The following is a 12721-nucleotide window of genomic DNA, read 5'->3' as shown; positions in this document are numbered from 1 at the left end:
CGTTCACGCGGCGGCCCCGTTGAAGCGCGATCATGCGCGACCTGGAAAAAGGCTGGCTCGGCTCTCCGCCGCGTTCACGCGGCGGCCCCGTTGAAGCTACTGCCGCTGCTAGCAACGCCTCCGCCAAGACGCGAGCTTCTCTCCGCCGCGTTCACGCGGCGGCCCCGTTGAAGCGACCAATGGCACGATTCGCCCCGCGAGGGAGCGGTTTCTCTCCGCCGCGTTCACGCGGCGGCCCCGTTGAAGCCACGGGTTGCCGTCGGGCTCGTGGTAGGCGTAGCGCCTCTCCGCCGCGTTCACGCGGCGGCCCCGTTGAAGCGACGGAAGACGAGAGCGAGCTAGGCGATGCGGAGCAGCTCTCCGCCGCGTTCACGCGGCGGCCCCGTTGAAGCCCCATGGGGCATGCGCGAGACGCCGGGCCACATCGAGCTCTCCGCCGCGTTCACGCGGCGGCCCCGTTGAAGCTTGATCCCGTCTTCGTCGGGATACCCGATGAAGCACTCGCTCTCCGCCGCGTTCACGCGGCGGCCCCGTTGAAGCCGGGTCCAGCTGAATTCATCGCGCGCGCCTCCGGCCGACTCTCCGCCGCGTTCACGCGGCGGCCCCGTTGAAGCTTGGCGGGGAGCGTCACGACGCGCTCGAGAGTGTCGTCCTCTCCGCCGCGTTCACGCGGCGGCCCCGTTGAAGCGCTTCCACAGCGAAGGCGTCCGCGCTTGGAGTCGTCACTCTCCGCCGCGTTCACGCGGCGGCCCCGTTGAAGCTGTGCGCGCTTGCGGGTCGAAGTCGATGCAGTCTTCTCTCTCCGCCGCGTTCACGCGGCGGCCCCGTTGAAGCGGCTGCAATCGAGAGCTTCGACGCATTGTAGGGGGCCTCTCCGCCGCGTTCACGCGGCGGCCCCGTTGAAGCGGCTGCAATCGAGAGCTTCGACGCATTGTAGGGGGCCTCTCCGCCGCGTTCACGCGGCGGCCCCGTTGAAGCGGCGGGGTAGGCGCTGACGATATCCGCCCCGTATATCTCTCCGCCGCGTTCACGCGGCGGCCCCGTTGAAGCACCCCGTCGAGGACGCATTGCAGCGCCAGAAGAATGCTCTCCGCCGCGTTCACGCGGCGGCCCCGTTGAAGCTCGATACCGTCCACGGCGGTTTGCAGAAGCCGGCGCTCTCCGCCGCGTTCACGCGGCGGCCCCGTTGAAGCGTTAGACCCCAGTATCAGTGGGGAAGACATATTCAAGGTCTCTCCGCCGCGTTCACGCGGCGGCCCCGTTGAAGCAGGCGTTGCCCGCGGTGCTGACCGCTGCACTCGTCCTCTCCGCCGCGTTCACGCGGCGGCCCCGTTGAAGCGACTCGATCCAGAACGCGGCGAACAGCGTGCTCGCGTCTCTCCGCCGCGTTCACGCGGCGGCCCCGTTGAAGCTGGTCGAAGCCAGCCTTCGAGACGACGTGTACCTTCTCTCCGCCGCGTTCACGCGGCGGCCCCGTTGAAGCCGGGAATGCCGGGCGCCATCGCGCCAGCGACCGGCGGACTCTCCGCCGCGTTCACGCGGCGGCCCCGTTGAAGCGAGTGAGGGGCGACGGCGCGGCGTGCCGGCACCCTCTCCGCCGCGTTCACGCGGCGGCCCGTTGAAGCGGAGAGCCGGTGTGGGTTGGCGAGGGCGAGAAGTTCTTCCGCCGCGTTCACGCGGCGGCCCCGTGAAGCCAAACCTGCGTGAATCCAAGCGCCGACAAGCCGGCGTCTCCGCCGCGTTCACGCGGCGGCCCCGTTGAAGCAGGGCGCGACGGATGCGGTCGCATGTCGGCGTCCAGTCGGCTCTCCGCCGCGTTCACGCGGCGGCCCCGTTGAAGCCTGCCCGAGCGGCGACCGGCCTTCCAAGCGGCCGCCGCTCTCTCCGCCGCGTTCACGCGGCGGCCCCGTTGAAGCGACAGGAGCTCGGCCCAGCATAGCGCGTATCCGCCGTGCTCTCCGCCGCGTTCACGCGGCGGCCCCGTTGAAGCCCTCCGCCCTGCCCTGCAATAAGAGCTTATGCAACACCTCTCCGCCGCGTTCACGCGGCGGCCCCGTTGAAGCATGCCGCCGGCTCCTCCTGCGGCTCCTCCTCGAGATCGACTCTCCGCCGCGTTCACGCGGCGGCCCCGTTGAAGCTAGTCGGCCCAGCACACCGGAGTCTCGTATCCCCGGCTCTCCGCCGCGTTCACGCGGCGGCCCCGTTGAAGCTACTCCACGCACGAATTGATCTTCACGCATGGACTCTTCTCTCCGCCGCGTTCACGCGGCGGCCCCGTTGAAGCGATCATTCTAGCGGGGCTGGTCGCGTTCTCATGCGCCTCTCCGCCGCGTTCACGCGGCGGCCCCGTTGAAGCGGCATCGCGGTGAAGCTCACTCGCGCCGGGCGTTGGCTCTCCGCCGCGTTCACGCGGCGGCCCCGTTGAAGCACACGACCGCGCACTGCTGCGCGCTCTGCACCACCGCTCTCCGCCGCGTTCACGCGGCGGCCCCGTTGAAGCTCCCGCTACCACCGAACGGGTCCAACACGAGATCTCCGCTCTCCGCCGCGTTCACGCGGCGGCCCCGTTGAAGCGAGATTGTCTCGATCTTTCCACCAACTTCCATGAACTTGCTCTCCGCCGCGTTCACGCGGCGGCCCCGTTGAAGCAACCTTATCTGCAAGGGTAATGCCCTCAGCGCTAACTCTCCGCCGCGTTCACGCGGCGCCCCATTGAAGCTCCTCTGCCGTGCCCGCAACGAGCAGCTTTCCCAGCCTCTCCGCCGCGTTCACGCGGCGGCCCCGTTGAAGCGGGTAGGACTCCGGTGGCTTGACGCGGTTGCCGGAAAGCCTCTCCGCCGCGTTCACGCGGCGGCCCCGTTGAAGCTCGTCGCCGCGGCTGAGGGTGAGGCGGCGAGCTAGTTCTCTCCGCCGCGTTCACGCGGCGGCCCCGTTGAAGCAGCGCCGCCGCGAGGCCGATCACGGCGAGGACCAAGGCCTCTCCGCCGCGTTCACGCGGCGGCCCCGTTGAAGCTCGTTGCGTGTCATCTCCGGGCAGTACAACGCCAACGGCCTCTCCGCCGCGTTCACGCGGCGGCCCCGTTGAAGCTCAATCATCTCTTTCCGCCTTTCCTTGCTTGTAGCGACTCTCCGCCGCGTTCACGCGGCGGCCCCGTTGAAGCCGTCCTGCCCGATGTCGACCCGAAGGGCCTGGCGTGGCTCTCCGCCGCGTTCACGCGGCGGCCCCGTTGAAGCTTGCAGATCGCGAATGTTGAGCCCCGCTCGCCCAAGACCTCTCCGCCGCGTTCACGCGGCGGCCCCGTTGAAGCGATCTGGGCAACAGGGCGCGCAATGGGTCCAGCTCACCATCTCTCCGCCGCGTTCACGCGGCGGCCCCGTTGAAGCAGTCACGTGGCGCGCTGCTACCTCGACGTTCCGCCGTCTCTCCGCCGCGTTCACGCGGCGGCCCCGTTGAAGCTAGGCGTCGCTGATGTCTGCGCGGACGTAGCGGACAGTTCTCCGCCGCGTTCGCGCGGTGGCCCCGTTGAAGCAGCGCAATGCAGCCCGCTCCCACCGACACCACGCAATCCACCGTCACCTGACCACTGCGGTCGTCGCTTCGCTCCGATTCGGCGCCCAAGTGCTCCGGAACGCATGCCCAAGTTGAGCGGAACGCGCACACAGCGCATGCGTGGACGCGAACGTCCCTTACGGACGTTCCTGCGGCGGCCGCGTCGAGCCCGTGGCCCTCCGCCGTCACGTTCCCGCGGCGGACCAACAGAAGGAGGCGGCGCACGACCTGCCTCGCGTGCCAGCGAGTGCTCGGGTGTGCTGGAGCGCAACACGACTCGGAACTGAGCTACCCTCGTGGCGCCGATGTCCAGCGCCCTCAGACAGCTCTTGATTGAAATCGAAAGCGGGCCGGCCCGCGGGCTCACGCAGCTCACGGAGCAAGAGCTCCAGGAGCTGCTACGGCTACCACCCGAGAGCCGCCAGCGCCTGGAGCGGCTCTTCGCGCTGTGCGGAGCGGAGAACCTCGGCGACTTGGCCAAGTCGGTGCGCCACAATGGAACACGCATGAGCGCGCCAGAGCAGCACGCGCTGTGCAGGGATCTCGAGCACGCCATCTCGACGGTCGAGACGATCCCACCGCCGAATCCGGCGCGTGTCATTGACCCGCGAGCACTGGAATCCGAAGCGGACATAGTGGCCTGGTGCCGCGCGCGCGATTTGGTCGAGCGTCTCAACGACCCCAGCTCGGTCTTGGATCGGTCGTTGAGCTCGCCCTTCGTCGGGCACTTCGCGCGGAACTACGGCAGCAAGTTCACCGTTGCGGATCTGATTTTCGGACGCGTACCCGAGATGGTCTTGAAGGCCTTCGCAACGAGCTTTGCCTACATTGCAGAGGACCATCTCCAGCTCGAGCTGCGAGCCGCGGGCAAGAGCTGGCTCTTGTCAGCGAGCCAGCGACAGCACTACGTACGCCAGGTCGATGCTCGAATCGGCGAGATCGTGGCGTCGACCGAGCCGGCGCTGGAGGGCGCGCGAACTTTGATCGCGCGGCTTCGCGAAATGCGGCAGAAAATGGGCACGCGCTGCCCACCCCCGGCGCTCGTCGCAGCCACGACCGCCGACCTCTACGGCCGCTCCGTGCGGCTGTACGCGAGCACGGTGATGCAAGGGCGCTGGGTGCGCGCGCGGGCGAGTCTCGACATTTCGGGTTGGGAACGCGGTGAAATCGGATTTTCGTGTGGCTGCGAGATGGCGGACTGCAACCACCTCGCTGCGGCCATCGAAGCGGCGTTCGCGCTGCTCATCCACCCTCAAGGTACGCTCGCCCAGCTCGTCAGCGTTCCGACCTGGCAACGCATGCTCGGAGCCCTGGACCAGGCGCTGGAAGAACGCGCTCGATCCCAACAGACCGCTGCCGTGCGCCGCATTGCTTGGCGACTCACCATCGATGAGCAGGATCGCCCGCTCCTCGTACCGCTGCTCCAAAGAGCCAACAAGAACGGGAAGTTCAGCAAAGGGGCGCAAGCCTCCCCCAGCCGGCTTCTGGGCGAGGTGGAAGGTCTCGAGACCTCGCCCACCGACCGAAAAGTGCTCGAGCTGCTCGCCGACGCGGAATGGCTGTCGGCGCCCCGCGCATATCGAGCGCTGGAGCTGCTCCGGGGTCACCCTCGATTGTTCGACCACTTCCAGAATCCCGTCACGGTCGTGGAGGCCGAGCTGCGCGTGGAGCTGCAGCGCGCAGGCGAGGGCTACGTGCTCCGCACCTTCTTCGGGGATTGCGAGCTCCGGCCAGATTGGATCGCTGCCTGCTGCGAGGGGAGCCGCTACTTCGTAGACCTGGACGACGATGCCACGTGTCGCATCTCCGAGCTCAGTCAAGTCGGCCACGCGCTGATCATGACCCTGGCGATGACTGGAGACTTCGTGCCCGCGCACGCGATGGACGAGCTGCTGCGTCGCTTACCGGAGCTGCAACAACACGTGGATATCGTCTTGCCACCAGAGGTGCTGGGCCGCCGCGTGGCAGCGAGTACGGGATTGGTGGCTCAAATCTCCTGGCTATCGTCGGAAGACGTGGTGCTGTCGCTTCGCTCGCGTCCCGTCCCCGGTGGGCCCTCTCTGGAGCCCGGCCGGGGTGTGTCCCGAATCGTGTCGGGCTCTCGAGGCCGCCGCGTCCACGCATTGCGGGATCTCGTCCGAGAACGTGAGCTTGCACGCGAGCTGTTGAGCGCGCCCGGGCTGCGCGATGCGGTCGCCACCGGCCGCTTCGAGCGGCGCGTGTCAGGTCGCGAGGAGCTGGTGCGGATGCTCGGTGCATTGAGGGAACGCTCCCAGGACGTTCGGGTCGAGTGGCTGGGAGATCCACTCGAGATGCTGGCTCCCATCCCCCGCCGCGCCTTGAGATTCCAGATCACTGGAAAAGGCGGGCTCCTGGACCTCGATGGACACGTCGACCTCGGCGGCGAGCGCGTTGCGTTGGCCGCGCTGCTGGATGCCGCGCGCAGCGGTCGCGAATGGGTTCAACTGTCTCCCCGGCGCTTTGCCCAGCTGGAAGAGGACCTGCGCTCGACACTCTCCGGCCTCGCCGAGCTCACCCAGTCTCAGACCAAGGCGGAGGTTTCCCCAGCGCTGGCGCCAATGCTGGACGAGCTGATCGAAGGTCTGGAGGTGGCCGATCGCAGCGCGCTGACTTCCGCCCTGGCGCGGCAGAAAGCGGCGGCGGCTCACACGGCGGAGCTGCCTGCCACGTTGAAAGCGGTACTCCGGCCGTATCAGGCCGAGGGCTTTCAGTGGCTCTCGCGACTGGCGACCTGGGGCGTGGGCGCATGCCTGGCGGACGACATGGGCCTGGGCAAGACACTGCAGTGCCTCGCTCTACTGCTCACTCGGTCACATACAGGCCCGGCGTTGATCGTTGCGCCAACCTCCGTGGCGGACAACTGGCGGAACGAAGCCGCGCGCTTCGCGCCGGAGCTGGACGTCCGCATCTACCGCGGTCAGCATCGTAAGCGCGCGCTCGATGGGCTGGCGAAGGGCAGCATCTTGATCGCCAGCTACGACCTTGCCGCGCGAGACGTTGACGCGCTCGCGAAGTTGCAGTTCGCGACGCTGGTGCTGGACGAAGCTCAGGCCGTCAAGAACTCGCACACGCAGCGAACCAAAGCCATCCGCAAGCTGAACGCCGAGTTCCGGGTCGCCCTCACCGGTACGCCGCTGGAGAATCACGTGGGTGAGCTGTGGAGCATCTTCCGGATCCTGGAGCCCGGGCTGCTCGGAACCTGGGACTGGTTCTCGCAGCGCTTTGCCCAGCCCATCGAGATCGAAGGGGACCAGCGTCGGCTGGAAGCACTGCGCCGATTGCTGCGCCCGTTCATTCTCCGGCGCACCAAGCAGCAAGTGCTGCCGGAGCTCCCGGAGCGCGTGGAAGTCGTTCAGCAAGTGGAGCTCTCGCCAGGGGAGCGCACGCTGTACCACACCGCCCATCTCGCTGCCCTCGCGCGCGCACGAGAGGGCGGCAGTGACGCACGGATGGAGGTTCTTGCCGCCATCACGCGCCTGCGCCGGCTCGTTTGCCATCCTGCTCTGTACGACAAGACCAGCACCCTGGAGAGCTCCAAGCTTCATGCCCTCTTGGGGTTGATGGAGGAGCTCCGGGAAGAGGGCCGCCGTGCGCTGGTGTTCAGCCAGTTCACGAGCTTCTTGGAGCTGGCTCGAGCCAAGTTGGAGGCGGCAGGCTTCTCACTCCAACAGCTGGACGGCTCCACGCCTGCAACGGACCGGGCGAAGCGCGTGGAAGCGTTTCAAGACGGAGAGGGTGATGCGTTTCTCATCTCCCTCAAAGCCGGCGGTACGGGATTGAACTTGACCGCGGCCGACACCGTCATCTTGCTCGATCCGTGGTGGAATCCTGCTGTCGAAGATCAGGCCGCGGACCGCGCGCATCGTTTCGGTCAGAAACGCTCCGTGACCATCGTGCGCCTGGTCGCGAGCAACACCATCGAGGACAAGGTCATCGCGATGCACCGCGACAAGCGAGACTTGGCGGAGCGCTTGCTGAGCGGGACCGATGTCGGCTCCAAGCTGACGAGTGAGGCCTTGTTGGAGCTGCTCGAGGATGCCGCCGCGGTCGACGTGACCCCGTCACGCAAGGCACCGAAGCAGAAGCGACCACGCCGCTCGTCCCAGGCCACTTCACCTCGAGATTCGTGATCTTGCCGGGACGCCGCGGAACCTCGCGGCGCCCTGGACGTCGCGGAAGCTAGCGGGGCGTCCCGACGTCCGGCGGCTTCGGACGAACGTCCAGCCGCGCATCCACGAAGGACTTCGCCGTCGCGTTCTTGAACAAGCCGAACAGCTCCGGGTGCGCTCGACGCAGCTCCGCCTCGTCGCCGCCTTGCAGCACCACCTGTCCGTCGTTGCGGGTGACGCCGAAGCGCACACCCTCCGCGGTGGACGTCATGATCAATGTCTCGTCGCGGGTCTGGAGCTTGCCGATGACCCGTGCCGCGGCCTGGGCCGCGGGGGCCGCAGGGGCCGCCGGGGCGTCGTTGGGATTCGGAGCGCTTGGAGTGGAGCTACACGCCAAGACGCCCGAGCACAGGGTCAGCGTCCACCATCGCATGCGCAGAGTATGGGCCGGGTGCGTGCGGGTGTCCAAGGACGACGCGACGCTCTGCATTCGTCACCAGGACGCACAGGCCTGCAACGCGCCGTGACCGCGGCGCACCGACAACAATGGTCAGGGCTTGCGCGAGCCGTCTTCGAGGGAGACGCTCAGAGTCCCGCCGGGAGTCGGCACCATCACGCGCCCCTTCTTCACGGCGATCGCGCTGCACTCCGCGCTGAGCGCGCCGTTGACGGAGCTACCGACGGGCTCCGGCAAGGTCGTGTTCCACAGGGCGTCGCCGGTTTGTAGATCCCAGGCCGTGATGCGTTGGCCCTGCGCGAACACCACGCGATCCGCGGCGCAAGCCATCAACATGTGCAGCTTGCCGCCTTCCACGCGCGATGGCGGTACCGTTTCGCGTCCGGCGGCGAGGGAGACCGCCGTGGTTTCGTCGTCCATGGCGAACTCGGCAAAGTAGGTGCGGTCGCCGCCGAAAGACATGGAGCCGTTGGCGGCCACCGTGAGCACCTGCTCCGCCCCCGCGTCCCCGGCCGGACAGCGACAGCTGGAGGAGCGCGTGGCAGGAGGTTTCGGGGGCGGCTGGGGCGTGGCAGTGGGTTTGGCCTTCGCCTTTGGCGGGAGCGCGACCTTGGGCGTGCTCGCCTTGCTGGACGATCGCCCGGAGCACAGGGCCATCAATGGAACCGCGCCGCCCGCGAGCACGATTCCCACCACCATGACCGGCCCCATGACCTTCATGGGGTTTTGCGGCCCCTTCTTCTTTCGTTCCAGCTTTTTCAACGACACCGAGAGTCGCGCGTTCTCCTGAAAGAGTGAATCAGCCTCGGCCGCGCGCTCCTTCAGGCTCTCGATCTCCGCCTGCGCTTCCGACAGCTCGCCACGCGTCCGTTCCAGCTCGCCCTCCAGCACCCGAATGCGATCCCTGAGCGCAGGGCGGTCGTCTCGATAGTCGCTCATCTACGGCTTCGGAGGTTACATCGATCATCGAGGAACGGCACGCGCCTCGTTGGCCGGCCGCCGCGGGACTAACCTTTCCCCGTGCCATGACCGAAGCCAGCATCCGGGCGCTCACCGGCCTCCGCGATCTTTCCACGTTGAAGTGGTACGTCATCCCGCTTCTGGCGATCGTCTTCTACATCTACACCAGCGAGATCAGAAAGGCGCGCGCCTCGCGCGATTGGAACGCGGTGCTGGCGGGGCTCACCGTGCTCGGCATGGACTTCGTGAACGAGACCCTCAACGGTTGGGTGCTCGCCATCACCGGGCGCTCCGCGTTGTGGACCGCGCCCGGTGAAACGGCGCTTCGGACCATGGTGGGCTGGAACATCGAGATCATGTTCATGTTCGCGATCTCCGGCATCATCTACGCGAACAGCGTTCACGAAGATCCGAAGGTGCGCATCTTGGGCATCCCCAATCGCTGGTTCTGGGCCATCGGCTACTCCGCCTTCTGCGTGTTCGTGGAGGTGTACCTGAACCGCGCCGGCCTTCTGATCTGGGAGTACCCCTTCTGGAACAGGAGCTTTTTCGGCGTGTGGCTCATCTTCCTGTTCGGCTACTTCCACTTCTACGTGGCCGCCCTGCTCGTGATGGCCGCCAAGAAGCTTCGCAGCAAGGTCATCGCCGTTTCCAGCATGTACGCCGTTGGCATCGCTCTGAACGTGGTGGGCTTCGGTGTGCTGGGCTTCGACTACTGATCGAAAGCTTCCGTCTTCTGTTGGGCTCTCCTCACGCATTTGTGGGTGCTCGAATGCGATGACGGAGCGCGCAGAGGGACGTGCCATTCGACTGGGTCATGGTTTTTCTGGTCCGGCGCGGCAAAGGGCCGAAGCGTCCCCCCTGCGCGGAACTACGGACGACATTCGCCAGGGAAGGCTGGCGAGCTCAGCGCGGCGTGAGTCTGAGTAGGGCCTCGCGGATCAGCTGGTCCAAGGGCAAGCGTTCCGCCTCTGTGCCGAGCGTCGCGACCACCTTGCAACACTCGGCTTTCTTGAAGCCCATGGTGACGAGCGCCGCGCGGAGCTTGTCGAACTTGTCCGTCGCAGTCTGAGCCGCGCCACCCTGCTCCGCCCTTGATCGGGCGCGGCGGACCTTCTCGTCGATGATTTCGCTCCCGTAGGCTTGTCGTGCGTGGAGATCGTTATGTGCGGCGCACAGCAGGCGACCGTTGCGCGCTTCGCCGCCGCCACCCTTGCCGCGCGGGTCGACGTGGTCGTATTGAAGGAACGCGCGCGCCGTGCAGCGGGTGCCCGACGGAGACACGTAGCTGCACTGCGCTCCATCGCGTTCGTAGACCTCCCGTTTGTCCGCACGGCTTGGCCTTCGGTCCTTGCGACCCCCGGAGCGGCGAGGGTGGTCGGACTTGCCCCACTGCTTGTTCTCGAGTTCGCGAATCAGCGCGTCAAGGGCACGTTCGAAGACGACCTCGAGCTTCCGGCTCACGTGGCTCATCAAGTTTTGGGCGTGCTCGAGCTTGCCCTTCAGCTCCGCGCTGCCGCTGAAATGCACGAGAAAGCGCCCCTCCGACAGCGGCTCCACGCGGGAACGCGGCGCGCCGTCCAGGCCCAAACTGCCTTGTTCGGAAGGGTGCGACCCGCCCGACACCGGCTCCACGCGATCCGGAACGTCCGGCTTCGGAAACCAGCGGGCGAGCACGATCAAGATCTCGGCTTTGGTCTTTCCCGCCACGTCTTCGAGCAGCTGAGCGTGATTCTCGGGCGTGAGGCGCTTGGCGATGAGCGAAAGACCGGTGAGGTGCAAGCGGCCATCCGCGATCATCTCCAGCGCGAGGGGAAAGCACTTCGCCGCGTGCGCGCCGGAGACGCTGCGATGCGCCTGCCCCTCGCTCATCCCGAGCCAGCGCACGCACAGATCGTAGAGCGACGAGTAGCCGCGCACCAGGTGCAGCCGTCGCTCTTCGATGAGCGCGAGATGCATTAGAAGTCGTGCGATAGCACGGCGACGAGCGGCGTTCGCCGTCAGCGTACTTTGCCAAAGCGCGTCGTTCGAGAGTGCATCGAGCTCGCTTGGCGATTGGGATTCGTGACGTTCGTGGTTCTGGTTCGACATGAGTCCCCCTTGGGTTCTCATCGACATACCACGCGAAATTTTGGCTCTTTCAGCGCCTCGCTGCTGCGCGTTCAGAGCGCGGGATGCCTTGGAAATCGAAACCGAACCGAAACGCGCTCAGCGCGCGCGGACGTGCGCCCCTGCGCGCATCGTGACGCGAGACGCAGTGGCGAGGCATTGCGCGCCCGAAATCCTGTCCACTGAATTCGACATCGCGTCGCGATTTTATTCGGGGAGCTCGCGCCAGCGCTGCGCGCGTCCCATTCGCTGGCGAAGGTCCCGCATCTGAACGGCGACACCTCTCTTGAACGCCTTCTGCGTGTTCGTCAAAGAAGCACCGGGCTCAATTGCGGGAGCGAGGGCACGCCGAGCCGCGCAGGCCCTTTCAGCGACAGCAAACGGTGATGGGATCGCCGCCATCCACGCTGCCGCTGGGGTCGCCGCCGCTCTCGGCGCAGGTGCCGGCCTTCACGCTCACGCCGTTGAGCTTCAGGGCCTCCGTCGTCGAGACGTCCGCGTCCGTGCAGCTACCCAATGCCAGGATCGGGGAGGCGGCGTTGACGCAGCCATCCTTCGGGTAGAACCCCACGGTGCCGTCGGCGCACTGGGCGCCGACCATGGGTGCGCAGGCACACGGCGTGCAGCCGCGCGTGTCGGCGAACGACTTGTAGAAGACGCGCTTCTTCGGATACAGCCCGGCGGGGCAACCGAGGTCGCCCTCTTGCCACACGCACACGTTCGGCTCGAAGCCGCCACTGGGCTCCGGCACGCACACGCCGCCGGCGCACTGTGGAGGAGCAATGCTGCAGCCGAGCACGTCCGTGCCCCAGGCTGGCGTATCGGTGCTCGCGCTCCCGCCCGATGGCGCGCATGTGCCCGTCGGTGCCGCGAAGCCGCTGACCGTAACGGAACCCGGCGCCACGCTGGTGGGTAGTGCGACGCACTCCCCGGCCTTGATGGGTTGGGTGCTGGTGGTCGTGGGCGTGCCGGCGCAGGGCGCGTTCTTGTAGATGACGCTGAGGCTGCACGACACTTGATTGGAACTGCAGGTGCAGGCGCTGCAGGTCGCCGGTGCGCCGGTCGGATCGCCGTGGGCCGTGAAGGCGGGGTCGGGGTAGTCCAGCGGGCAGGCGGGCGACGTGTTGGGGGCGCCCGTGTAGAGCGCGATGGGGCCTTGCCAGCCGCTCGGCGGTGGCTGGATGCACTGCGATGGCGCGTCGCACGTCACCGCGGCGTCGCCGCCGGCGGTGCCTCCGGAGCCCGAGTCGGTTCCCGAGCTGCCGCCCGCGTCCGGAGTCGCGCTGCGGGTGGTGGAGCGTGAGGAGCAAGCGAGGGACAGGACCGCGATCACCCAGAAGATGCCGAGCCGGCGCATCCGATCAGCGTAGCGCGGCTATGGTTCCTTGGCTGGATCTGTAGTCACACCATTGGAATTCCAGGCCGTTGCGGGATGCCGAGTCCCTCCGCTCAGGATCGGCCCATGCCTTCAGTGGCGTCAGGCGGTCGAGCGGCGTGTTGTGCAACACCGCCTGA

General features: G+C 67.2%; 6 protein-coding genes and 1 CRISPR repeat array (1 of these 7 running past the window's edge). Of the genes, 2 read left to right on the top strand and 4 right to left on the bottom strand.

The features are described from left to right. A CRISPR array of direct repeats spans positions 1-3530; the repeat unit is 36 nt; unit sequence CTCTCCGCCGCGTTCACGCGGCGGCCCCGTTGAAGC (it extends 3374 nt beyond the left edge of the window). Positions 3531-3855: 325 nt separating this feature from the next. Continuing rightward, positions 3856-7701: a DEAD/DEAH box helicase gene (locus H6717_18415; protein ID MCB9579010.1), complete on the top strand. Its 3846-nt coding sequence runs from the start codon at positions 3856-3858 to the stop codon at positions 7699-7701. A 49-nt stretch (positions 7702-7750) separates the two neighbouring features. Here H6717_18415 and H6717_18410 read toward each other — a convergent pair whose 3' ends face one another. Both H6717_18410 and H6717_18405 read right to left on the bottom strand, forming a co-directional pair. Further along, the gene (locus H6717_18410; GenBank protein MCB9579009.1) at positions 7751-8170 is read right to left on the bottom strand and encodes a hypothetical protein; all 420 of its coding nucleotides are present in this window, start codon (positions 8168-8170) and stop codon (positions 7751-7753) included. A 60-nt stretch (positions 8171-8230) separates the two neighbouring features. Beyond that, positions 8231-9076 carry a hypothetical protein gene (locus H6717_18405; GenBank protein ID MCB9579008.1) on the bottom strand — a complete coding sequence of 282 codons (846 nt, stop codon included), beginning with the start codon at positions 9074-9076 and terminating at the stop codon, positions 8231-8233. Between the two features lie 86 nt (positions 9077-9162). On the opposite strand from H6717_18405, the gene H6717_18400 reads away from it, so the two are divergent. Beyond that, a complete protein-coding gene (locus H6717_18400; GenBank protein MCB9579007.1) occupies positions 9163-9816 on the top strand; it encodes a hypothetical protein in 654 nt (217 codons plus the stop codon). A gap of 187 nt (positions 9817-10003) precedes the next feature. Here H6717_18400 and H6717_18395 read toward each other — a convergent pair whose 3' ends face one another. After that, on the bottom strand, positions 10004-11056 hold the full coding sequence (locus H6717_18395) for a hypothetical protein (GenBank protein ID MCB9579006.1): 1053 nt from the start codon (positions 11054-11056) through the stop codon (positions 10004-10006). Between the two features lie 517 nt (positions 11057-11573). After that, entirely contained in the window at positions 11574-12563 is a 990-nt protein-coding gene (locus tag H6717_18390; protein ID MCB9579005.1) for a hypothetical protein, read from the bottom strand. Positions 12564-12721 lie beyond the last annotated feature (158 nt).

This window comes from Polyangiaceae bacterium, assembly GCA_020633235.1.
Taxonomy (GTDB): Bacteria; Myxococcota_A; Polyangia; order Polyangiales; family Polyangiaceae; genus JACKEA01.
This window is presented reverse-complemented; position numbering and strand designations above follow the sequence as displayed.

Excerpts from the sequence above, each read along its gene's own strand:
- H6717_18415 (MCB9579010.1), top strand. The coding sequence starts at position 3,856 with ATGTCCAGCGCCCTCAGACAGCTCTTGATTGAAATCGAAAGCGGGCCG.
- H6717_18410 (MCB9579009.1), bottom strand. The coding sequence starts at position 8,170 with ATGCAGAGCGTCGCGTCGTCCTTGGACACCCGCACGCACCCGGCCCAT.
- H6717_18405 (MCB9579008.1), bottom strand. The coding sequence starts at position 9,076 with ATGAGCGACTATCGAGACGACCGCCCTGCGCTCAGGGATCGCATTCGG.
- H6717_18390 (MCB9579005.1), bottom strand. The coding sequence starts at position 12,563 with ATGCGCCGGCTCGGCATCTTCTGGGTGATCGCGGTCCTGTCCCTCGCT.
- H6717_18395 (MCB9579006.1), bottom strand. The coding sequence starts at position 11,056 with ATGCATCTCGCGCTCATCGAAGAGCGACGGCTGCACCTGGTGCGCGGC.
- H6717_18400 (MCB9579007.1), top strand. The coding sequence starts at position 9,163 with ATGACCGAAGCCAGCATCCGGGCGCTCACCGGCCTCCGCGATCTTTCC.